Source organism: Acidobacteriota bacterium, from assembly GCA_009861545.1.
Lineage (GTDB): Bacteria > Acidobacteriota > Vicinamibacteria > Vicinamibacterales > UBA8438 > WTFV01.
The window spans coordinates 16,150-38,253 of record VXME01000006.1 but is presented as its reverse complement, the minus strand read 5'-3'; the positions used below and the strand labels follow the sequence as shown (position 1 = coordinate 38,253).

General features: G+C 69.7%; 16 protein-coding genes (1 of these 16 only partly in view). 11 read left to right on the top strand and 5 right to left on the bottom strand.

Annotated features, from left to right (window positions below):
* Nucleotides 1-1,709: the 5' portion of a PQQ-binding-like beta-propeller repeat protein gene (locus F4X11_01155; GenBank protein MYN63629.1), read on the bottom strand. 91 nt of this gene lie to the left of the window's left edge; only the first 1,709 of its 1,800 coding nucleotides appear in the window; it begins with the start codon at nucleotides 1,707-1,709; its stop codon lies beyond the left edge, outside the window.
* Here F4X11_01155 and F4X11_01150 point away from each other — a divergent pair.
* The 3 genes from F4X11_01150 (at nucleotide 1,708) to F4X11_01140 (ending at nucleotide 4,203) form a co-directional block, all read left to right on the top strand.
* A complete protein-coding gene (locus F4X11_01150; GenBank protein ID MYN63628.1) occupies nucleotides 1,708-2,043 on the top strand; it encodes a hypothetical protein in 336 nt (111 codons plus the stop codon). The genes F4X11_01155 and F4X11_01150 overlap by 2 nt on opposite strands.
* A gap of 6 nt (nucleotides 2,044-2,049) precedes the next feature.
* A complete protein-coding gene (locus F4X11_01145) occupies nucleotides 2,050-2,643 on the top strand; it encodes a CvpA family protein (GenBank protein MYN63627.1) in 594 nt (197 codons plus the stop codon).
* A gap of 117 nt (nucleotides 2,644-2,760) precedes the next feature.
* Complete coding sequence (locus F4X11_01140) at nucleotides 2,761-4,203, top strand: amidohydrolase family protein (protein MYN63626.1); 1,443 nt, start codon at nucleotides 2,761-2,763, stop codon at nucleotides 4,201-4,203.
* Between the two features lie 223 nt (nucleotides 4,204-4,426).
* Here F4X11_01140 and F4X11_01135 read toward each other — a convergent pair whose 3' ends face one another.
* Nucleotides 4,427-4,804: a clan AA aspartic protease gene (locus F4X11_01135; protein ID MYN63625.1), complete on the bottom strand. Its 378-nt coding sequence runs from the start codon at nucleotides 4,802-4,804 to the stop codon at nucleotides 4,427-4,429.
* Between the two features lie 64 nt (nucleotides 4,805-4,868).
* On the bottom strand, nucleotides 4,869-5,270 hold the full coding sequence (locus tag F4X11_01130) for a hypothetical protein (protein ID MYN63624.1): 402 nt from the start codon (nucleotides 5,268-5,270) through the stop codon (nucleotides 4,869-4,871).
* Between F4X11_01130 and F4X11_01125 the strand changes: the two genes are divergently transcribed.
* From F4X11_01125 to F4X11_01115, 3 genes are all read left to right on the top strand, one after another.
* Nucleotides 5,269-8,091: a DUF1592 domain-containing protein gene (locus tag F4X11_01125; protein MYN63623.1), complete on the top strand. Its 2,823-nt coding sequence runs from the start codon at nucleotides 5,269-5,271 to the stop codon at nucleotides 8,089-8,091. The two genes, F4X11_01130 and F4X11_01125, sit on opposite strands and share 2 nt — an antisense overlap.
* A gap of 43 nt (nucleotides 8,092-8,134) precedes the next feature.
* On the top strand, nucleotides 8,135-9,523 hold the full coding sequence (locus F4X11_01120; GenBank protein ID MYN63622.1) for a DUF1552 domain-containing protein: 1,389 nt from the start codon (nucleotides 8,135-8,137) through the stop codon (nucleotides 9,521-9,523).
* Nucleotides 9,524-9,593: 70 nt separating this feature from the next.
* On the top strand, nucleotides 9,594-11,399 hold the full coding sequence (locus tag F4X11_01115; GenBank protein ID MYN63621.1) for a hypothetical protein: 1,806 nt from the start codon (nucleotides 9,594-9,596) through the stop codon (nucleotides 11,397-11,399).
* A 41-nt stretch (nucleotides 11,400-11,440) separates the two neighbouring features.
* Here the strand turns inward: F4X11_01115 and F4X11_01110 are convergent, their stop codons facing one another.
* Entirely contained in the window at nucleotides 11,441-12,988 is a 1,548-nt protein-coding gene (locus F4X11_01110) for an ATP-binding protein (protein MYN63620.1), read from the bottom strand.
* Nucleotides 12,985-15,162 (bottom strand): hypothetical protein, encoded by a 2,178-nt coding sequence (locus tag F4X11_01105; GenBank protein MYN63619.1) that lies wholly within the window; start codon nucleotides 15,160-15,162, stop codon nucleotides 12,985-12,987. Before F4X11_01105 ends, F4X11_01110 begins: the two co-directional genes overlap by 4 nt.
* Before the next feature lie 559 nt (nucleotides 15,163-15,721).
* Between F4X11_01105 and F4X11_01100 the strand changes: the two genes are divergently transcribed.
* From F4X11_01100 to F4X11_01080, 5 genes are all read left to right on the top strand, one after another.
* On the top strand, nucleotides 15,722-15,934 hold the full coding sequence (locus F4X11_01100) for a ribbon-helix-helix domain-containing protein (protein ID MYN63618.1): 213 nt from the start codon (nucleotides 15,722-15,724) through the stop codon (nucleotides 15,932-15,934).
* A complete protein-coding gene (locus tag F4X11_01095; protein MYN63617.1) occupies nucleotides 15,931-16,335 on the top strand; it encodes a pilus assembly protein in 405 nt (134 codons plus the stop codon). The genes F4X11_01100 and F4X11_01095 overlap by 4 nt, the downstream gene beginning before the upstream one ends.
* Nucleotides 16,336-16,476: 141 nt before the next feature.
* Nucleotides 16,477-17,910 (top strand): hypothetical protein, encoded by a 1,434-nt coding sequence (locus tag F4X11_01090; protein MYN63616.1) that lies wholly within the window; start codon nucleotides 16,477-16,479, stop codon nucleotides 17,908-17,910.
* Nucleotides 17,911-18,108: 198 nt separating this feature from the next.
* A complete protein-coding gene (locus F4X11_01085; GenBank protein MYN63615.1) occupies nucleotides 18,109-20,526 on the top strand; it encodes a DUF1592 domain-containing protein in 2,418 nt (805 codons plus the stop codon).
* Nucleotides 20,523-21,896 (top strand): DUF1552 domain-containing protein, encoded by a 1,374-nt coding sequence (locus F4X11_01080; protein ID MYN63614.1) that lies wholly within the window; start codon nucleotides 20,523-20,525, stop codon nucleotides 21,894-21,896. Before F4X11_01085 ends, F4X11_01080 begins: the two co-directional genes overlap by 4 nt.
* Nucleotides 21,897-22,104: the final 208 nt, after the last annotated feature.

Sequence of the window (22,104 nt, the reverse complement as noted above, 5' to 3'; positions counted from 1 at the left end):
AGCTGCCCCGTCTCCACGTCCACCGCCGCGCCCTGCCAGTTCGCGCCGCCTCCGGCCCCCGGCACCTGGATGAACGGCACCTCGGCCCCGCGCACCACCGGCGGCGAGAAGAGCGGCCCGAACCGCGCCCGGCTGTTGATGATCCGGAGCGCCTCGGCGCGCAGCTCCGGCGTGAAGTCGATCACGTCCTCGATCGCGAAGCCCTGCCGGTCGAACGGCGGCGGCTTCGTCGGAAACGGCTGCGTGGGCGAGTACCACTCGCCGGGCACGTTGCCTTGCGGCACCGGCCGCTCCTCGATCGGCCAGACCGGCTCGCCCGTGATCCGGTCGAACACATAGGTGAAGCCCTGCTTGCTCACCTGGGCGATGGCCTTGATCGGGCGGCCGTCGACGGTGACGTCCAACAGGTTCGGCCCGGTCGGGAAGTCCCAGTCCCAGAGCCCGTGATGGATCGCCTGGAAGTGCCAGACCCGCTCGCCCGTCTCGACGTCGACCGCAACGATGCTCTCGGCGAACAGGTTGTCCCCGGGCCGCATGCCGCCGTACCAGTCGTTCGACGGCGTGCCGGTCGGCAGGTAGACGTAGCCCGCCTCCTCGTCGACCGCCATGTAGGACCAGACGTTGGAGTGCCCGCTGTAACGCCACGACTCGTTGCCCCAGGTGTCGGCGCCGAAGTCGTCGCCGCGCGGGATGGTCCGGAAGATCCATTTCATTTCGCCGGTGCGCGCGTCGTAAGCCCGCACGTGGCCGGGAGACGCCTCGCGCAAGGTCAGCCGGGTGTCCTGCACGATGCTGCCGACGATGACCGTGTCGCCGGCGATGGCGACCGGCGACGACCAAGTCATCCGCGAGGCGTCGATCTCGCGCTCGAAGCCGGCGGTCAGGTCGACGTAGCCGCCGGTGCCGAAGTCGGGATAGCGCCGGCCGGTGCGCGCGTTCAGCGCAACCAGCCGCTTGTCGTGGCTGGCGATGAAGATGCGCGCGTCGTCGCTCTGCGAGTCCTTCCAATACGAGACCCCGCGGTGGTGCCAGCCCATGTTGGGCGGCCGGTCGAGATACGCGTAGATCTGCGGGTCATAGGTCCAGACCGGCTCGCCGCTGCCGGCGTCGAGCGCCGCCACCTGCCCGAGCGCGGTGCTGACGTAGACCAGCCCGCCCGCCATCAATGGCACCGACTTGAACTGACTGGGACGGATGCGCTCGTTGGCCTCGGCCACAGCGGTGGAGAGCGACGTCCAGCGCCACGCGATCGCCAGGTCCGTGAAGTTGTCCGCGTCGATCTGGTCGAGCGGCGAGTACTTGGTGTTGGCCGCGTCCCGGCCGATGGCGTGCCACTCGCCGTCGGGCACCGACGTCTGCGCCCAGGCGGACCCACAACCCGTCAGGACGACCGCCGCCGCGAGTGGAACCAGACGCTGCAGGCTCTGGGTCATCGGAACATCCCTTCCCGGCCGTTTGCCGGCTCTCCGCAAGTGTCGGAACAGGGGTCGATCATAGCGCGGCGGAAATCGAAGCCGGTGCGGAGGCGTGCCGCCAACGGCTGCCGTGCGGGGCCGGGCACTTGCACCGTGGCACGCAACGACGTGCGTTCTGAAGCCCGGCTGCCCGGGCCGGGTCCCCCGGTGTCGAGCACCGAGCCTTGGAACGGGTTGGGCGGCGCTATACTGGACGTGCTCCCCGACGAACGCCCGCTCCCTGGAGTGGTGCATGACTCACGACCTTCGGACAGACGACGCGGACGCCGCCCCGCAACCGATTACACCCTTGAACCCCGACGCGCCGGTGCGGGTCGACGTCGCCATGCCGCGCGGCCTCTACGACCGCCACGGCGTGCGCATCTGGGTAGCCGGAACCGGGTCGAAGGGCGCGTTCACGCAGACCGATCGGAGCCGCGCGCTGCCCGGTCTCGGCCGTCAGGCTCTGGACCGGTTGCTGGCGAGCCGGACGCCGCGGGACGCATCTCGCCGCGCGCGCGACATCGCCCGCCAGGTAAGCCACGCGATGCTGGGCGCGGATCACCGGGATCCCGTCGACCAGCGGTGAGGCGCGATGGATCTGAACGCGTTCGACCTCCTCCTGCTCGTCCTCGTCGGGCTGTTGGTGCTCTTGGGATTGCTCAAGGGACTGACACGCCTGCTGATCGGGATCGGAGCGCTCGTGACCGCGTTCATCCTCGCCGCCCGGTTCCACGGACTGGCCGCCGCGGCGGTGCTGGGCGCGATGGACATCCCGGCGCCGGCCGCGAACCTTATCGGCTACCTGGCGATCTTCCTGGGCACGATGCTGGCCGGCGCGCTGGCCGGGCGCATCATGCGGGGACTGCTCAAGGCGGCGATGCTCGGGTGGGCGGACCGGCTCGCCGGCGCCGCGGCCGGCTTCGTCGCCGCGCTGCTCGCGGCCGCGTTGGTCGTTCTGCCGGTGATCGCCTACGTCCCGACCGGCGAGCGGCTGCTGCGCGATTCCGTGCTCGCCCCCTATGTCACGCTCTTCTCGGACCTCGCGAACGCCGTCGTGCCCGAGGAGCTCGCCGAGCAGTACCGGGAGCGCATGGATGCCCTGCGGGGATCCTGGCGCCAGCGCTGGGACGCGGCAGGCGAAGAAGGAGCCGGCGGCAACGGGGCCGCGAGCCGTGCGTCGGAGTGAGCGTGCCGCACCACGCCTTGCCGTGGGGGCCGAATCGGCGGAGCGCGTAGCGATGGGAAGCTCCGGAAAGATTGCACGTCCCGGCAGAGCCGCGGACGCGATGCAGTGGAGGGTGTCATGAACTGGCTGCGCAGTCTCGTCGCCAGCGCCGGACTCGTCGTGATCGGAGTGGTCTCCGCGGCCCAATCGGAACAGGAGATCATCATCCGGGGCGGCGAGGTCTTCACCGACGGCGCACTGCGGGCGGCCGACGTCCGGATCGTCGGCGCGACCGTCACGGAGATCGGAACCGGCCTCGCGGCGCGCGACGCCGACACGGAGGATATCGACGCGAGCGGGCTGCTGGTGCTGCCGGGCGGGATCGATCCCCACGTGCATCTCGGCGGCATCCGGATGGACGACTACACCTCCGGATCGCGCGCGGCGCTCGCCGGCGGCATCACCACCATCTCGAACTTCGGAGGCGTCGCCGACGGGGAAACGCCTGCGGAGACGCTGGCGCGCGCCACACCCGAGATAGAGGCGCAAACCATCGCCGACGTCATCTTCCACCCCATCGTCTCCGATCCGGCCAGCGCCACGACGGACTCGCTGGCGGCGCTCGCAGCCGCCGGCCAGACCACCATCAAGGTGTTCATGGTGCGGCCGACGTTCGACGCCAGAGCTCCCGGCTTCGTCACCACGATGCACGCGGCGCGGGAGAACGGCGTGCTGATGATGATGCACTGCGAGGACGCCGCCATCGTGCGAGTCACCTCGGAACGGATGGTCGCCGAGGGCCGCGGCTCGCTCGCCTACTTCGCCGACGCCCGGCCGGTGGAGGCGGAGGAAGCGGCGACGCAACGCGCGGTGGCGATGGCCGAGGCGACCGGCGTGCCGATGTACATCGTGCACCTGTCGTCGGAACGCGCCCTGCGGGTGGCCGAGGCGGCGCAGGAGCGCGGCCTGCCGGTCTACGTCGAGACGCGCCCCATCTACCTGCACCTGACCCGCGAGCGGTTCGAAGGGCCCACGCCGGGGCTGTACATCGGCCAGCCGCCGCTGCGCGAGCAGAGCGACCTGGACGCCCTCTGGGACGGGATCGCCCGCGGGACCGTCCACGTGGTAGCCACCGATCACGTCGCCTACACGCGCGAGCAGAAGCTCGACCCGGCGCAGAACGTCGCGCAGCACCGGGCCGGCATGAGCAACCTGCAGGTGATGCTGCCGATGCTCTACTCGGACGGCGTCAACGACGGGCGTATCTCCCTGGAGCGGTTCGTGGAGGTCACCTCGTCGAACCCGGCCCGCCTGTTCGGTCTGTATCCGCGCAAGGGGACCATCGCCGTCGGATCGGACGCCGACCTCGTGCTGTGGGACGCGAACGAAACGCGCACGATCCGCGACGAGGACATGTTCTCGGGCAGCGGCTACTCGATCCACGCGGGACGGGAGGTGACCGGCTGGCCGCAGCTCACGATCCGGCGTGGCGAGGTCGTGTACCGGGACGGCGCGGTGCTGGGCATCGCCGGCAGCGGCGAGCTGGTGCGGCGCGAGCCGTGGCAGGAGCCTCCGTTCTAGGAGCTTGCGCCGCAGAACGCAGCGACGCGAAGTGCTGCGGCGCAAGGTCATGGAGCGGGCGGGATGGGCCGAAAGGCCGCGCTCGCGAGGCGTTTCGGGGCGCGAGGCGGACGGGGAGCCGGAGTCCGCTCCAACCGCGGCGGCACCTGCACCGGTGGAGCAACTCCCCGGGCCCGTCCAGATCTGCAGCCCACTCCAACGGAAGTGGGCTTCTCTGCGGCTCCTACGCCCTGCTCCTGGCCGCGTCGGGACTCTCCGGGTTCACGACAACCTGTCGTGTCCGCGGCACGACGGCCAGATCCATATCCTCCATGGGGATGGCCCCCAGCAGGGGCTGCTCGCCCATGACCAGCGCTCCCGTGAACCCGACCCGGTTCTCGAAGCGCAACTCGAGCGGGCCGACGTAGGGAACCTGCACGACCCTGCCGTCGGCCAGGGTCACCGGTTTCTTTTCGGACTCCTCGAGCTGCAGCCGCCGCTGCAGCCAGCGCGGAATGCACAGGTGCATCGATCCCGTGTCGGCCAGCGCATCGATCTCGACCGGCTCCAGATCCGGAAGCCGGGGGTTCCGCAACCGCACCTTCGCCCCTGTCAACCCCATGAATCGCTCCTCGTCGCGCATCGCTCGTGCGCCGATGATGCGCGCTCCGTACGACGGAGGGGGTTCAGTCCAACCGTTCGGCGCGCGTGACCTGCAGGGCCGTCCCCTGCCCGCAGCCGGGCGACTCGCCGAGAGTCCCCTCGACCAGAATCTCGTCTCCCAGCGTAAGTTCCTGCACGTCACCTGTCAACACGTAGAACTCCTCCCCGTCGCCCGCTTCGCTCAGGGTCAGGCAGCCGGCCGTGGCGTCCGTGATCCGTCCGCGGCGCCGCAGCGTCCCATCGGACTCCGTCACGTGAAAGGCCGCAGAGACCGCCAGCGGCCGGAAGTAGACGTCGACGAGCACGAAGTAGTGGGTGCGGTCGGCCGTGGCCCAGTCGGGCACTTCGACAACCGCGGACATCTCGCCCCGCTCGCTCGTGACGAGCTGGCGGAGGACCTCGAAGCTGGAGCGGGTCGCCCCCATGCCGAGGTACACGGGAGTCAGGGCCGGGAGATCGGGGGTTTCCACGGCAACCTCGGTCCCCGGTGCGCCGCTGCGCGGAGAGAAGACCGGGGCGCGGGTATGGAGGGGATCCAGCGGCTGCATCATGCCGCCATCCTACGCCCCGCCGCGGACGGGGTCCAGCCTGCAGCCAGGCGGCGCAGACCGAAGCGATCGCAACGGGCCCCAGTGCCACGCGCGCGTCGACCGGCTGGAAACGCCTGCAGCGCGCAGATTTCGCGATTCCGTTCACTTTCCGCTGGCGCTTGCGCACAAGACTGATACACTGTCCCGATTCGAGAATCCGGCCGTCTGCGCACGGTCGTTCGGCGCATGGCCGGGGCGATTAGCCATGAGAACATTTGCTGCGCCCGCCGCTCTGCTCGCCGTCCTCCTCGCGGCCGCGGTCCTGTCCGTCGACACGGCCGCCCGCACCCCGGCCCAGGAGGCCGTTCCCGCGCCCGCCGAGGCGGTCCCCGACCACGCGGAGCTGACCGGGGTCGTGCAGCGGTACTGCCGGACCTGCCACAACGACCGCATGCTGACCGGCAACCTCTCGCTGGAAGACTTCGACGTCGGCACGGCGGCGAGCAATCCGGAGGAGGCCGCGCGCACCGAGAAGATGATCCGCAAGCTGCGGGCCAACATGATGCCCCCGCCGGGCGTCCGGCGGCCCGCGGCCGGGACGCTCACCGCGCTCGTCGAGACGCTGGAATCGGTGGTGGACCAGGGGGCCGCGGACAATCCGAACCCCGGCTACCGGACCTTCCAACGCCTGAACCGGTACGAGTACGAACGGGCCGTCCACGACCTGCTGGGGTTGCAGATAGACGCGGGCGACTACCTGCCGCTCGACACGATGAGCGCCAACTTCGACAACATCGCCGACGTCCAGATGCTGTCGGCGACGCTGCTCGACGGCTACCTGCGAGCCGCGACCGAGGTCGCCCAGCTCGCGATCGGCAATCCCAACGCCGCCCCGAAGCAGACGACCTACTCGAAGTCGCGGGCCTACTCGCAGTGGGACCGGGTGGAAGGCGCGCCGTACGGCAGCCGCGGCGGATTCTCGGTGCTGCACAACTTCCCCGCCGACGGCGACTACGTCTTCACGATGGCGTTCCAGCACACGACCACCGGCGGTCTGTCCGGATCGACCATCCGCAACGAGCAGATCGAGATCTCGATCGACGGCGAACCGGTAGCGCTGCTGGCGATGGACCAGTGGCTGCGGACCTCCGACCCCAACGGCGTATACCTGGAGGTTGAGGAGCCGATCTTCGTCCGCGCGGGACCCAGGCGCGTCTCCGCGGTGTTCGTCCGCCAGTTCGAAGGACCGGTGGAGGACGTGCTGGCGCCTCACGAGTGGTCGATCGTCGATACCGAGATCGGCGACCTGGGGTACGGCGTGACCGCCCTGCCCCACATGCGCGACTTCATCGTCGACGGCCCCTACGACGTGACCGGCGTGTCGGAAACGCCGAGCCGCCAGCGTGTCTTCACCTGCCGCCCGACGTCCCCCGCGACCGAGCGTCCCTGCGCGGAGGAGATCATCACGCGCATCGCCACGAGCGCCTACCGCCGGCCGCTGACCGGGACGGACGTCGGCGACCTGATGGCGTTCTACGAGGCGGGCCTCCGCGACGGCGGCTGGGAGACCGGGATCCGGACGGCGCTGCAGGCGACGCTGGCCAGCCCGGACTTCCTGTTCCGCCTGGAGCGGCCGGCGGAAACGGTCGAGCCGGGCGAGAACTACCGGATCTCGGACGTGGCCCTCGCGTCGCGCCTCGCGTTCTTCCTCTGGGCCGGGCCGCCCGACGAGGAGCTGGTCGCTCTGGCGGCAGACGACAAGCTGTCGGACCCGGACGTGCTCGACGTGCAGGTGCGCAGAATGCTGGCCGACCCGCGGTCGGAATCGCTGGCCGCCCGATTTGCCGCCCTGTGGCTGCGCCTGCAGGACATGGACCAGGTCCAGCCGGACGCTTTCTGGTTCCCGAATTTCGACCGGCAGCTCGCCGACGCGATGCGCCGCGAGACGGAGCTGCTGTTCGACAGCCTCGTGCGCGAGGACCGCAGCTTCTTCGAGCTGTTCACGGCCGACTACACATTCGTGAACGAGCGCCTGGCCCGGCACTACGGCCTGCCGAACGTCGCGGGACCGCAGTTCCGGCGCGTCCGCCTCGCCGACGACCGGCGGCGGGGCCTGTTCGGTCACGGCTCCGTCCTCATGCTCACGTCGATGGCCAACCGCACGTCGCCGGTACTGCGGGGCAAGTGGGTGATGGAAGTGGTCCTCGGCGTGCCGCCGCCGCCGCCGCCGCCGGCCGTGCCCGACCTCGACGAAACGGCCACGGTCATCGACGGCCGGTCGCTGACGACGCGCGAGCGGATGGAGATTCACCGGACGAATCCGACCTGCAACGCCTGCCATCGGTTCATGGATCCGCTCGGCCTCGCGCTGGACAACTTCGACGTCATCGGCAAGTGGCGGATCCGCGAGAACGGCATGCCCCTCGACACGCGCGGCCAGATGTGGGACGGGACCGAGGTGTCCACCCCGCAGGATCTGCGCGGAGCGCTGCTCGCGCTCCCGGATTCGCTGGCCCGCACGTTCGCCGAGAACCTGATGGCCTACGCGCTCGGCCGGCGCGTCGAACACTACGACATGCCGACCGTCCGGGCCATCACCGCGGCGGCGCGCGACAACGACTACCGCATGTCCTCGTTCATCCTCGGCGTCATCAACAGCCCCGCGTTCCGGATGCAGCGGGCGGAAACCGACGGCGACACGACCGAAGCACAGTAACTGCCGGGAGACGGACCGACAGACACAGGTGGGAGACAGATTCATGTACATCACTGGCAAGCACATTCCTCGGCGTACGTTTCTCCGTGACGTCGGCGCCGCCTCGCTCGCCCTGCCCTTCCTGGATGCGATGCATCCGGCGGGACGGGTATCGGCGACCACCCGGGCGGCGCTCGATCCGACCCGTCTGGTCTGCATGGAGATGGTGCACGGCGCCGCGGGCTCCAACGCCTGGGGCGGCACGCAGCACCTGTGGGCCCCGGCCGAGTCGGGCCGCCACTTCGACCTGAGCAAGGGCGCCCTCAGCTCGCTGGAGCCGTACCGCGAGCACCTGACCATCATCAGCGACACCGACGTCGGGATGGCCGAGGCGTTCTCGCCTCCCGAGATCGGCGGCGACCACTTCCGGACCAGCTCGGTCTTCCTGACCCAGTCGCATCCGAAGCAGACCCAGGGTTCGGACGTCCGCGCCGGAACCTCCCTGGACCAGCTCCACGCGCAGCGGTTCGGGCAGGACACGCCGCTGCCGTCGATGCAGCTCTGCATCGAGAACGTCGACCAGGCGGGCGGCTGCGCCTACGGCTACACCTGCGTCTACACCGACTCGATCAGTTGGGCCTCGCCGACCGAGCCGCTCCCGGTGACCCGCTCGCCGCGGGTGGCCTTCGAGCAGCTCTTCGGCGTGGGCGGCACGGCCGAGGAGCGCGCCGCGCGGCGGAAGACGGACGCGAGCATCCTGGACTGGATGACGTCGCGGGTCGCGCAGTTGACGCGCGAGCTCGGACCGACGGATCGCCGGCGAATGGAGCGCTACCTGGACAACATCCGCGAGATCGAGCGGCGCATCCAGCGGGTCGAGGAACGCAACATGAACGGCGAGACCCGGGAGCTGCCCGAGGCCCCGGCCGGCGTGCCCGACTCGTTCGACGAGCACGTGAAGCTGATGTTCGACGTGCAGGCGCTCGCCTTCGAGAGCGACGTGACACGCGTCTTCTCGTTCAAGATGGGCCGCGACGCGTCGGGCCGGGTGTACCCGTTGAGCGAGACCGACAGGCCGTTCCACTCGGCCTCGCACCACGGCGGCAACGAGGAAGGGATCCTCGAGTTCAACAAGATCAACCGCTACCACGTGAGCCTGCTCCCGTACCTCCTCGACAAGCTGAAGAGCACCGTAGAGGGCGACACGAACCTGCTCGACAAGAGCGTCATCCTCTACGGTTCCGGGATGGGCGACCCCAACCTGCACAACCACAAGCGCTGCCCGCTCATCGTCTTCGGCCACGCCAACGGCCGGCTGGCGGGCGGACGTCACGTGCGGGCGGACGAGGGAACGCCGATGGCGAACGCCATGCTCACCCTGCTGCACGCGCTCGGGCACGACGACCGGGCCAGCTTCGGCGACAGCACGGGCGAGCTCGCGCTCAACGTCTGAGCGCGCAATCGGGCAGTACGGAAGACGCGGGAGTTCGCGCTTTGCCACCGGCATCCGACCCGGTCGTCGGATGCCGGCCTTCTGGAGAAGAGTCATGAACGGATCGCTGCGCTGGGGATTCACGGCGGCGTTGTGTGCCGCACCCGTCCTTCTCGCGGTGCTGGCGGCGGCGCCGGCGGACGCGCCGGTGGCCGACGCGGCGAGCCGGGGCGACGTCGAAGCGGTGCGAAGCCTGCTGCAGCGGGGCGTCGACGTCCAGACCGCGCAGGCCGACGGCATGACGGCGCTGCACTGGGCGGCGATGCGAAGCGACGTCGAGCTGGCCGAGACGCTCATCTACGCGGGCGCCCACCTGGAGGCCACCACCCGCATCGGACAGCATACGCCGCTGCACGTCGGCAGTCGCTCCGGACAGCCCGGCGTCCTCCGCGCGCTGCTGGAAGCCGGCGCCGACCCGCACGCAGCCACGACCAGCGGGGCGACCGCCCTGCATCTGGCCGCGCAGGCGGGCAGCGCCGAGGCGGTGGCGGCCCTGCTGGACCACGGGGCGAACATCGACGTGCGGGAGAGCACCTGGGGCCAGACGCCGCTGATGTTCGCGGCGGCGTCCAACCGGGTCGGCCCGGTGACCGTGCTGATGGAGCGGGGCGCGGGCCTGGAGATCGCGACCCGGGTGGTCGATCTGCCCGCCCTCGACGCGGAGGACCGTGCCGCCGCCTACCGGCGCCAGGAGGTGCTGGACGGGTTCCGGGCCGCCGCGCCGCCGCACGAACAGACGGGCTGGCAGCCTACCGCCAGCCAGGTCCAGGCCGCGATCCGGGCGGCCCGGCGGGTGCAGGCGTTCCCCGAAACCGCGAAGCAGGACAACGAGGGCCGCCGGCTCTCCCGCGGAACGCCCCGCGACTACACCGAGCGCGTCGGCCGGCAGGGCGGCCTGACCGCGCTGCTGCACGCCGCCCGCCAGGGCCACATCGACGTGGCGATGGCGCTGGTCTACGCCGGCGCCGACGTCGACCGCGTGAGCGGCGACCACACGAGCCCGCTGCAGATCGCCACGATGAACGGGCACTTCGACCTGGCGTTGCGCCTCATCGAACGGGGCGCCGACCCGAACATCGCCACCGACGGCGGCGCCACGCCGCTGTTCGCCGCGCTCAACCTGCAGTGGGCGCCGCGGGCCCGCTACCCGCAGCCCCGCGCCCACGACCAGCAGGAGGCCACCTACCTCGACGTCATGGAGGCGCTGCTCGAGGCCGGCGCGAACCCGAACGTGCGGACCAACAACCACCTCTGGTACATGTCGTACAACCACTGCTGCTCGGAGAGCGTCGACGGCGCCACCCCGTTCTGGCGGGCCGCCTACGCCACCGACGTCGCGGCGATGAAGCTGCTGATGGCCCACGGCGCGGATCCGAACATCCCGACGCGGGCGCCCGAGCCGCGGCGGCGCAGGGACGACAACTTCCCGGATCCCTCCGGGCTGCCGCCGGCCGTCCCCGGCGGTCCCGGCGTCTGGCCGCTCCACGCCGCCTCGGGCGTCGGCTACGGGGAGGGCTTCGAGTCGAACGCCCACCGGCACGTGCCGGACGGCTGGATGCCGTCGGTGCAGTACCTGATCGAGGAAGTGGGCGTCGACGTCAACGCCCGCGACCACGACGGCTACAACGCGCTCCACCACGCCGCCGCGCGCGGCGACACGGAGCTGGTGCGCTACCTCGTCGAGAAGGGCGCCGACGTCATGGCAATCAGCCGCCGCGGCCAGACCACGGCCGACATGGCGAACGGGCCGTACCAGCGGACGCTGCCGTTCCCCGAGACGCTGGGCTACCTGGAGGGCCTCGGCGCGGTGAACAACGACAACTGCGTGTCCTGCTGACGGCAGGCAAGTCATCGCCACGACGAAATCGAGACCAGGGCTCAAGCCGTCTCTACCTCGAACGCGGTCACGTTGCGTGTCTCCCTGCTGAACTCCACACCGATCAGGTGGATGAGTTCACCGGAGGCACCATACTTGTCCGCGTAGCCCCGCTCCTTGAGCTGCGCCAGCGCGGCGCCGTCGGTCGCCTGCTCCACCACCTTGAACTCGAACAGGTAGACGTTGCCCCCGAACCTCACCGCCATGTCCGCGCGACCTCGGTTGCTCGAATCCTCGACCGTGATGTCGAACCCCGTCGCCGCGAAGTAGGAATAGAAGACGCTCGCGTAGTAGCCCTCGTAAGCGGCGATGTCGTTGTTCGTGTACCACTCGTAGGGGATGCTCGCGAAGAAGGCCTGGAACAGCGTCTCCAGCCCCGCGAAGTCGTTGGCCTCCAGCAGGTCGTACAGGCGGTCGCTGTTGGCGGTCTGGTGCGTCGAATCCTGCACGAGAAGCCGCAGCAGGCTCTCGTTCAGGCTCTGCCGAACTTCCCGGTTCGGGTAACCCAGCCGGTAGCGGCGGACGCCGCCCCGGTCCCGCACGTGCTTGATCGTCAGGTAGCCGGTCTGGAACAGCAGCGCCTCGGTGGCGATGGCTTCCACGTCGAACGAGGAGAGGAGTTCGCTGCTCGTCAGCATCCCGTCCAGCGACAGCGTACTGACCCGGCGCCGGAACAGCGTTTCCACGAGAAACGTCGGCGTGGCGCTCTCGAACCAGTGAGCCGCGAACCTGCGTCGGCGGAACAACAGCAGGATGTCGAACGGGTTGTAGACCTTCTCCGGCCCCAGCCAGTTGTAACCGTTGTACCAGTCCCGGACCCGCTCCCGGTCCAGCCCCGGCAGTTCTGGAGCGAACACCGCGTCCAGGTCCTCCTCGGTATAGCCGCAGATTGCGGAGTAGCAGGGATCGAGGGTGATGTCGGTCAGGTTGTTGAGGCCGGAGAACACGCTCACCTTGGAGAACTTGCTGACCCCTGTGAGAAACGTGAAGCGAACGTGCGCGTCGCTGGACTTGATGGTCGAGTACAGACCCCGCAGGTAGTTGCGGTTCGCCCGAGCGACGTCGGCCGTATCGAGAGCGTCCAGAATCGGCTTGTCGTATTCGTCGACCAAGACCACCACGCGCCGGCCGGTCTTCGCGTGCAGCGTCCGAAGCAGGTCGCGGAGCCGCTCGGGCGCGGTGTCGTGCCCTACCGTGACCCCGGCATCCTGCCCGGCCGCCGCCAGTTGCGCCATCGTATTGGTATGCACGTAGCCGGACTCGCCGAAGTGTCCGGCACCGAAGTCGAGTCGCACGACCGGATGGCGGAGCGACCAGTCCCAGCGGTCGTGGATGTGCAAACCGGTGAACAGCGCCTCGTTGCCCTCGAACAGCTCCTTGAGGGTGTCCAGGAAAAGGCTCTTGCCGAACCGCCGCGGGCGCGACAGGAAGTAGTGCTTGCCCTCGTCTACCAGTCGGGCGATGAAGCCGGTCTTGTCGACGTAGTAGCAGTCCTCTTCGCGCAACTCGCGGAGGGTCTGCAACCCGATCGGGAGTCTGCGTCTGGTCATGGGTTGATGACCTCGAGCGCGCCGGCATCGAGGTCCAGCGCCTGGAGCACGGGTCCGAAGTGGCCGATGAAGCTCCCCATCACAGGGCCTTCGATAGTCAGACGCTGCTCACCGCAATGGAGCACGAGGGAATCGGTCACGTAGCCGGACCAGCGCCCGAAACGGACATCTTCCTTCCGATGGGTCCGCGGCTCCCCAACGTCAATCGCGAGTTCCTGCCTCGGCACAACGCCGACAACGACGCGGTCGATGAACAGCAACACCCACCGCGCCCGCGCGCTGCCGTCCTCCGCCTCGAACACCGCCACCGGCCAAGGCGCGGGAGGCGGAACGGGCGCGGCAGTCCGGTCATCGCGCGCCGGGAACTCCTGGCTGCCGATCTGCCGCAGGACCGTCGGCGCCGACACCGGCGGGACGGTCGACAGTTTCCCGTACAGAAGGCGACCGCGCAGTCGGGACTCAACCGCCTTCAGGTACTTCGACCAGAGCGTTTCGACTTGCTTGCGGTCGGGAAGCAGCACGGACACGTTGTCCAGCACCAGGTGGTCGTGGTCGACCTGCCAGCCCGTCGGGCCTTCGGAGGCCATCAGATCCGCGATGGACGCGGCCAGCGGCTCTGCCAGAGGATCGCCGACCAGCACGCGCAGCGGATCGACAAGGTATCGTTCACCCGTGGCGAAAGAGACCCCATCGCGGTCACCGCCGTCGAAGACCATCGTCAGCACCTGGTCCAGCCGTGCCCGGTGCGCATCAACGCCACCGAGTCGCTTTGTCGCTGCCGCCGCGAACACACTCCCGGCGAGCGCGTCTCGAGCCTCCTCGATGTCGAGTCGACATCGGTCGCGCGCCAACTCTGCGAGCCGGACGAGACCCGCGTCGATCCGCACCTCCGCACGGCTTGCGCCGCCGCTCCACTCGTCGCGCGGCAAGCTGATCGACAGCCGCTTCTCGATGGCCTCTATCTCCTCGCTGGCCTGCTTCTCGTTCAATCCGTGCATGTTCTGCAGGATCGCGGCGAGACAGTCGGCGACCGCGCGTCGCTGCGCCGGCGCCAACGACGCGAGGTCGACCGTCGGCGTCAGTGTGAGGTCCGGCTCGGCGTCGGCGGCGAGGGCGCGCAGCAGGGCCAGTTTCGCGAACTCGTCTGGAATCTGCGCGCGCAGGATGCAGTCGAGCAGGAGCCTGCGGTTCCGATCGATGCCCGGCACGCGCCGGTGGATGCGAAGCGCATCGACGAGCGCCAGCCAGTCGGCGCTCCGATACGTCTGCTGCGGGTCGTACATGCGCGCCGCACGCAGATAGACCAGGGCAACGGACCCCTCGAAGAGCTCCTTCAACCAGACCTCGCCGTACGTCTTGAGGACATGTCCCCCGATCCGCGTGGCCGCCTCCTGGCCGATGGTCCAGGCTGCCAGCGTGACCGGGTTGGCGCCCATGACGATGCGCAAGCCCAGCGTCAGGCCCGACACGTAGTGCTTCCAGGGCGTGACCTTCCGGTAGAGATGCCGCACCTTCTGCACTCGCTCGAGCGCCGTCACGACTTCCGCCACGGTCCAGCCGGCGACGTCCACAATCGGTGTCTGCCGCACTGCCTGCAGGAGCTCGGCAATGACGGAACGGGCGCTCAGCGCGACGTCGCCGATGCGTACCTCCAGCTCGGCTCGGTCTCCGTCCCGCTTGTACAAACGGGCGACTTCCTTCACGACGTCACGAAGCTCGGCGAAGATTGCCCCCCCATCGAGGCCGACGATTCGCCCGTTCTTCTCGTACACGTACCGCCGCTCCCGAATTCCCTGCCACACGCGCTCGCAGCGGGCCTGGATCAGCTCTCCAAGGCGCGCGTCCAACTCCGGCAGCGGCTCCGTCCGTTCGGTAGCGCCCGGCCGCAGGAGCGCGCGGTAGGACTGCTCGAGCGGTGAGACGCCCTCGGCGCGCCACCGCTCCTCCGCCTCGCGCAGGTCCCGGGCGCGCTTTTCGTCAATCTGCCGCTCGACCTCGGCCACGAGCGCGCGGTCGGCGGCGTGGGACCGCGTGAGGCCCAGCGCAAAGCCGACCGCGCCGGAGCCGAGCAGGACGATTGCCATCCCGATCTCGATGGACGCCGACAGGGCCAGGAAGACGCCGAGCGACATGCATCCGAGCCCCGTGGTCATCCAGCCGACAGGCGCGCTCATTCGAACCATCGCATGGAGTCTCCTTCGAACGCTCGCACGGACCCGCGAAACGCGATCACCGCACGCCTGACAGTACCGGTCGCCCCCATACCATTGCAATCTGGAGTCCTGCTCGACGATCGCCCCAGAGAATCCGCCAAGAGACAGAATCGACAAGGAATCCCGGACCGCAGAGCGCCGATGTAATGGTGACCCGGGCGCGCGCGAGTGGGGTAGACTGGCATCCTTCGCGGGACCAAGGCGGCCAGGATGCGGCACGCCGGAACACGATGCGGCTTCATCGGCGCACCGGCTTGTGCCCTGACCTGGATGATCGGCGCGGGTGCACCCGTAATGGCCCAGACGATGGACATCTACTGGGTCGACGTCGAGGGCGGCGGCGCCACACTCATCGTCGCCCCGACCGGCGAGTCGGAGGAGTGCGAGGACCACTGGCTGACGGCGTCCGTGCTGGCGGACGGCACGTTCACGATGACGAACGGCCGCAACGGATACAGCCGGACCTATATGCCCCGGCGACGATCATCTATCGGCGCGCACCGTGATACGCTTCTGGCGTATGAGTCATACAATCACTGTGCGTCTTACGCCGGAGCTTGCCGCGTGGCTCAAGCACGCGTCGACGACGACCGGCGTGTCGCAGGGCGAGATCATCCGCGAGCAACTCGAGAAGGCGCGCGAGAACGCTGAGAACCGCTCGTTCATGCGCCTTGCCGGCACGGTGAGCGGGCCGAGCGATCTCTCGAGCCGAAAGGGATTCGCCACGGAATGATCGGCATCGCCGACACCGGATTTCTCGTGGCGTTCGCCAACCGGAGGGATCGCTATCACGACTGGGCGGTGGGCCTGGCCGCGCGGGTAACGAAGCCGCTCCTGACATGCGAAGCCGTGCTGGCGGAGACTGCCTTCCACCTGAAAAGCGTGCCGCTCGTCCTCGCCATGATTCGAGAAGGACTCATCGAGAGCGCCTTCGTCGCGGGCGATCATCTGGTCAAGATGGCGGAACTGGCGGACCGCTACGCGGATCGACGACCGGATCTGGCCGACATCTGTCTCATCCGCATGAGCGAGTTGCACCCGCATCATCCGGTGATCACGGTGGACCGTACCGATTTCCAGGTCTATCGTCGCAACAAGCGCGAGACGATCCCCGTGATCTGTCCGCCCACCTGACGGAGAATCGCGAGGATTGTCGTCGGCCGATCGCGAGATTGCACGTATAATCCTCTGCATCCTTCACCTGCCCGTTCGGTCGTAGCTCGTTCGTTCGGTGGCGCCGTCGGATACGCGGAAGCCGAGACACGAGGGGGGAGCATGCGCACCGGAGCCGGGGCCCCGACCGTCGGCCTACTGGCAGTCGTGCTGCTGGCTGGCATGAGCCTGCCCGCCGAGGCCGCCGACCTGCAGCTCAAGGAAGCAATCCGGAGCGGAGACCACGCCGCGGTCCGCGCCCTGATCGAGCAGGGCGCCGACGTGAACGCGCCCGAGGCCGACGGCGCCACGGTGCTGCACTGGGCGGTCCGGTGGGACGATCCCGAATCGGTCGACCTGTTGCTCGGCGCCGATGCCGACGCCGACGCCGCCAACGCCTACGGCGTCACGCCCCTGTCGCTTGCCTGCATCAACCGCAGCGCCCCGCTCGTCGCGCGGCTGCTGGCCGCCGGAGCCGACCCGAACGCCGCCACCACCATGGGCGAGACAGCGTTGATGACCTGCGCCCGGACGGGGAACGCCGACGCGGTCGCCGCCCTGCTGGAGCACGGGGCGAGCAACGTGAACGCGCGGGAAGCGTCGCGGGGCCAGACGGCGCTGATGTGGGCGGTGGCGCAGGGCCATCCGGACGTAGTGCGGATCCTGATCGAGAACGGCGCCGACGTCCATGCGCGCACCGAGACGCGCTCGCTGCTGGTGAGCGTCGGCGGCCGGGGCGACGAGCGCGCCCGCGAGTTGGCGCTGGGCGGGTTCACTTCGCTGCTGTTCGCGGCGCGGCACGGCCAGGTGGAGAGCGCCCGGCTGCTGCTCGACGCCGGCGCGAACGTGAACGAGACGGGACCCGACGGCGCCTCCGCTCTGGTGACCGCCAGCTTCAGCGGCCACGGCGACCTGGCCGCGTTCCTGCTGGAGCGAGGGGCCGATCCGAACGCGGCCGGGGCCGGCTATGCGGCGTTGCACACGGCGGTGCTGCGCGCCGACGCGACGCTGGTCAGGACGCTGATCGAGAACGGCGCCGACCCCGACGTCCGCCTCACCGGGGGCAGCCGCGTGCCGCGGGCGACCCACTGGTGGATCCTGCCGGCATCGCTCGCCGGGGCCACCCCGTTCCTGCTGGCCGCCAAGTACGTCGACGTGGAGATCATGCGCATCCTCGCCGAGCACGGGGCCGATCCGCACCTGCCGCTGCGGGACGGGACGACGCCCCTGATGATGGCGGCCGGCGCCGACTGGAGCAACGGCGAGATCGACCGCCACTACCGGCGCGTGCCGCCGGAGGTCGCCGAGGCGCTGCATTCGGACGAGCGGCCGAACCTGGAGGCGACGCGCTTCGCCCTGAGCCTGGGCGCCGACGTGAACGCCCGCAACGACGGCGGCGACACCGCCCTGCACTCGGCCGTCTTCAAGGCGTGGTCGGGGGTCATCGACCTGCTCGTCGAGCACGGCGGCGACATGCAGGCGATGAACGAGCGCGAGCGAACCCCGCTGTCGATGATGTGCTACGAGGGCGACACGCTCGTGCGTTGCGCCGGCTAGCGAGAGTCCAGCCGCGAGGCCGAGCCGAAACGGTATTGAGGTGATGTGATGTCACACGCTAGAGCGAGCCGGATCGCGACGGTGCGTCGGCACACGGCGATTCGGGGGGCAGACCCCTGGCTCGGGCTCACAGCCGCAGGTTTGCTGTGCCTGTCGGTCGGGGTGGCAGGTGCGGGGCCCGAGGGGGCCAATCCGCACGTGCCCTCCGCGCAGACCGCAGCGGCCGAGACGGCGCCGTCCGTCGATGCGCCACAGGTGCGGGCGATGCTCAACCGCTACTGCGTCGGCTGCCACAGCGACCGGGGAGCTGCGGCCGGCAGCGTGCCCATCTCGCTGCAGGGGATCGACGCGGCCGACGTGGCGGCGCATGCCGCGGACTGGGAAACGGTGGCGCTGAAGCTCCGCGCCCGGATGATGCCCCCGGTGGGCCGGCCGCGCCCCGACGAAGCCACCTACGACGCGGTGGCGGACTGGCTGGAGGCCGAGCTCGACGGCGCCGCGGCCGACGACCTGAATCCCGGGCGCACCACGGTGCACCGCCTCAACCGCCTGGAGTACGGCAACGCCATCCGCGATCTGCTCGGGCTGGAGATCGACCCGGAGGCGCTGCTGCCGCCGGACGACGAGGACGAGGGCTTCGACAACATCGCCGACGTGCTGTCGGTGTCGCCGACGCTGATGGAGCGCTACCTGTATGCGGCCCGCCAGGTGAGCCAGCTCGCCATCGGCGACGCCGGGCTGCGCGCCCGCTTCGACACCTACCGCGTCCCCGACCGCGAGATCCAGGACGAGCACAACAGCGACGACCTGCCGTTCGGCACCCGCGGCGGCATCGCGGTGCGCCACTATTTCCCGCTCGACGGGGAGTACAGCATCCGGGTCGGCCTGCGCCGCAACTTCTACAACTACATCCGCGGCATCGGCAACAGCGCGCATCCGCTCGACGTGCGGCTCGACGGCGCCCTGGTCGCCACGTTCATCGCCGGCGGCGGCCTCAGCGCGGACGCCGAGCGCTGCATCGCCAGCTTCTGCGGCAGCTCCGGCATGGGCGGGGCCGAGTGGGAGTGGTACGCGAACCACGCCGACGACGACTTCGAGGTGCGCGTCCAGGTGCAGGCGGGCCTGCGGACGGTAGGGGTCGCCTTCGTGCGCAACCCGGCCCTCGAAGAGGGGGTTCTGCAGCCGCCGGTGGACATGTCGACCTTCGGCTACAGCACCGACGAGGAGATGGACGGCAATCCCGCGGTGGGCGACGTCGTCATCGGCGGCCCGTTCGACGGCATGACCCCGCAGCAGGTGACCAGCCGGCAGCGGTTATTCGTCTGCAGTCCGGGAGACGACGGCGCCGAAGCGGACTGCGCCCGGGAGATCATCCGCACCCTGGCCCGCCGCGCCTACCGGCGTCCGGTGACCGAACCCGACGTCGAGCACCTCTACGGCTTCTTCGAGTCGGGGCGGCAGGCGGGGAACTTCGATGCCGGCATCCAGACCGTGCTGGAGCGGGTGCTGGTCGATCCGGAGTTCCTGTTCCGCGTGCCGCGTCCCCCGGCCGATCCGGAGGTCGCCGTCTACCGCATCGGCGACGTGGAGATGGCGTCGCGGTTGTCGTTCTTCCTGTGGAACAGCATCCCCGACGACGAGCTTCTCGCGCTGGCCGAGCGCGGAACGCTGTCGGAGCCGGCCGTCCTGGAGCGGCAGGTGCGCCGGATGCTCGCGGATCCGCGCTCTGACGGACTGGCGCGCAACTTCTTCGACCGCTGGCTCGAGCTGCACAAGATCCGCAACGTGGCGCCGGACCCGACCATCTTCCCGGCGTTCGACGAGAACCTGCGCCAGGCGATGCAGCACGAGACCGAGCTGTTCCTCGCCAGCCAGCTCCGCGAAGACGCCAGCGCCATCGACCTGCTGCGCGCCGACTACACGTTCCTGAACGAGCGGCTGGCCCGCCACTACGGGATTCCGGGCGTCTACGGAAACCACTTCCGGCGCGTAACGCTGCCGGACGAACAGCGGGCCGGGATCATCGGCAAGGGGAGCATCCTGACGCTCACCTCCTACTCCACCCGCACGTCGGTAGTGAACCGCGGGAAGTGGCTGCTCGAGCGGGTGCTCGGGGCACCGCCGCCGGCGCCGCCGGCCAACGTGCCGCCGCTGGAGGAGAACACCACTGCCGGGGCGGCGCCGAGGTCGCAGCGCGAGCGGATGGAGGCGCACCGCGCCAACCCGAGCTGCGCGGTCTGCCACCGCCTGATGGACCCGCTCGGCTTCGCGCTCGACAACTTCGACGCGATCGGCCGCTGGCGGACCACCGACGATCCGCGGTTCCCGGGGCAGCCGGGCCCGCCCATCGACGCCTCCGGAATCACCCCGGACGGCCAGCGCTTCGAGGGGCCGGGCGGGCTACGGCAGCTCCTGCTGGACCGGCGGCAGGAGTTCACCCGGACGGTGACCGAGAAGCTGCTGACGTACGGACTCGGCCGGCGGCTGGAACACTACGACCGGCCGGTGGTCCGGCAGATCGTGCGCGACGCGACGGCCAGCGACTACCGCTGGTCCGCCCTGATCATGGGTATCATCGAGAGCACGCCGTTTCAGTTGAGGAGGGTTGGATCATGATCGTCACGAAGAAGGCCATCCCGCGCCGCACGGTGCTGCGGGGCGTGGGCACGGCGCTGGCGTTGCCGCTGCTGGACAGCATGGTGCCGGCGTTCACGGCGCTGGCGAAGACGGCGGCGAACCCGACCAAGCGGCTCGGCGTCGTCTACGTGCCCAACGGGATCATCACGCAGGAGGGCGACTGGACGCCGACCACCGAGGCCGCCGGCTTCGAGCTGCCGCGGCTGCTGCGGTCGATGGAGCCGGTGCGCGAGCACCTCACCATTCTCACGAACCTGGACAACCGCGCCGCCTTCGCCCGCCCCGGCGAGGCGCTCGGGTCGCACTCGCGTCCCGCCGCGGCGTTCCTGACCGGTCTCCATGCCGAGCAGACCCAAGGGTCGGAGCTCGATCTCGGCACCTCGATGGACCAGTTCGCGGCCCAGGTGCTGGGACGCCAGACGCGGCTGCCGTCGCTGGAGCTGTCGCTGGAGGGCGCCGACACGTTCAACGGCGTCAGCACCTGCGACACCGGCTACAGTTGCGCGTATCTCAACATCTCGTGGCACGACCAGACGACGCCGATGCCGCGCGAGACGAACCCGCGCATGGTGTTCGAGCGGCTGTTCGGCGACGCCGGCAGCACCGACACGGGCGTGCGGCGGGCCCGGGCGAAGCAGCAGCGCAGCATCCTCGACGCGGTGATGGACAAGGTGGCGAAGCTGCAAGGCGGCCTGGCCGGCGAGGACCAGCGCAAGCTGGACAACTACCTCGACGCCGTGCGCGAGATCGAGCGGCGTATCCAGATCGCCGAATCGCAGGCCGACCGCGAGTTGCCGCTGCTGGAGTCGCCCGCCGGCATCCCCGTCTCGTTCGAGGACCACGCGCGGCTGATGTACGACCTGCTCGTGCTGGCCTACCAGACCGACACCACGCGCGTCTTCACCTACATGATCGGCCGCGAGCAGAGCGGGACCACCTATCCGCAGATCGGCGTCGCCGACCCGCACCACCCGCTGACGCACCACCGCGGGGACCGCGAGAAGATCGAGAAGGTGAAGAAGATCAACGAGTACCACGTGTCGCTCTTCAGCGAGTTCGTGGCCAAGCTGGCCGGCACGCCGGACGGCGACGGCTCGCTGATCGACAACGTGATGCTGCTCTACGGCGCGCCGATACGGGACGGCGACGCCCACCAGTACAACAACGTCCCGCTGCTGCTGCTGGGACACGACGGCGGCGCCATCCGGGGCAACCGCCACCTCGTGTATCCGGCGGACACGAACCCGATGACCAACCTGCAGCTCACCATGCTGCACCGGCTCGGCGTTCGCGTGGACAACTTCGGCGACAGCACGGGCAAGCTGAAGGAGCTGTCCGGCCTGTCGTAGCGCCTCTTGGGCGGCCGGGGTGCTTTCCCGTCACCCCGGCCGCCGCGACTCCTTCCTTTCCCGCGGGCGTGTTCGCAACCGTCCCCACCACGAGACCGGGCGCGAGCGCGCGGAGGCATCGGTGCCGCGCTCGACCACGCCCGCGCCAACACGATCCTCCAGGTCGTCGATCGCCGCACGCGCCGCGCGCGCGCAGGATGCGGTCGAG

What these genes read in the sequence shown, in the direction of transcription:
- F4X11_01150 (MYN63628.1), top strand. Translation starts at nt 1,708, where the DNA reads ATGACTCACGACCTTCGGACAGACGACGCGGACGCCGCCCCGCAACCG.
- F4X11_01145 (MYN63627.1), top strand. Translation starts at nt 2,050, where the DNA reads ATGGATCTGAACGCGTTCGACCTCCTCCTGCTCGTCCTCGTCGGGCTG.
- F4X11_01140 (MYN63626.1), top strand. Translation starts at nt 2,761, where the DNA reads ATGAACTGGCTGCGCAGTCTCGTCGCCAGCGCCGGACTCGTCGTGATC.
- F4X11_01135 (MYN63625.1), bottom strand. Translation starts at nt 4,804, where the DNA reads ATGGGGTTGACAGGGGCGAAGGTGCGGTTGCGGAACCCCCGGCTTCCG.
- F4X11_01125 (MYN63623.1), top strand. Translation starts at nt 5,269, where the DNA reads ATGCCGAGGTACACGGGAGTCAGGGCCGGGAGATCGGGGGTTTCCACG.
- F4X11_01130 (MYN63624.1), bottom strand. Translation starts at nt 5,270, where the DNA reads ATGGGGGCGACCCGCTCCAGCTTCGAGGTCCTCCGCCAGCTCGTCACG.
- F4X11_01120 (MYN63622.1), top strand. Translation starts at nt 8,135, where the DNA reads ATGTACATCACTGGCAAGCACATTCCTCGGCGTACGTTTCTCCGTGAC.
- F4X11_01115 (MYN63621.1), top strand. Translation starts at nt 9,594, where the DNA reads ATGCCGGCCTTCTGGAGAAGAGTCATGAACGGATCGCTGCGCTGGGGA.
- F4X11_01110 (MYN63620.1), bottom strand. Translation starts at nt 12,988, where the DNA reads ATGACCAGACGCAGACTCCCGATCGGGTTGCAGACCCTCCGCGAGTTG.
- F4X11_01105 (MYN63619.1), bottom strand. Translation starts at nt 15,162, where the DNA reads ATGAGCGCGCCTGTCGGCTGGATGACCACGGGGCTCGGATGCATGTCG.
- F4X11_01100 (MYN63618.1), top strand. Translation starts at nt 15,722, where the DNA reads ATGAGTCATACAATCACTGTGCGTCTTACGCCGGAGCTTGCCGCGTGG.
- F4X11_01095 (MYN63617.1), top strand. Translation starts at nt 15,931, where the DNA reads ATGATCGGCATCGCCGACACCGGATTTCTCGTGGCGTTCGCCAACCGG.
- F4X11_01090 (MYN63616.1), top strand. Translation starts at nt 16,477, where the DNA reads ATGCGCACCGGAGCCGGGGCCCCGACCGTCGGCCTACTGGCAGTCGTG.
- F4X11_01080 (MYN63614.1), top strand. Translation starts at nt 20,523, where the DNA reads ATGATCGTCACGAAGAAGGCCATCCCGCGCCGCACGGTGCTGCGGGGC.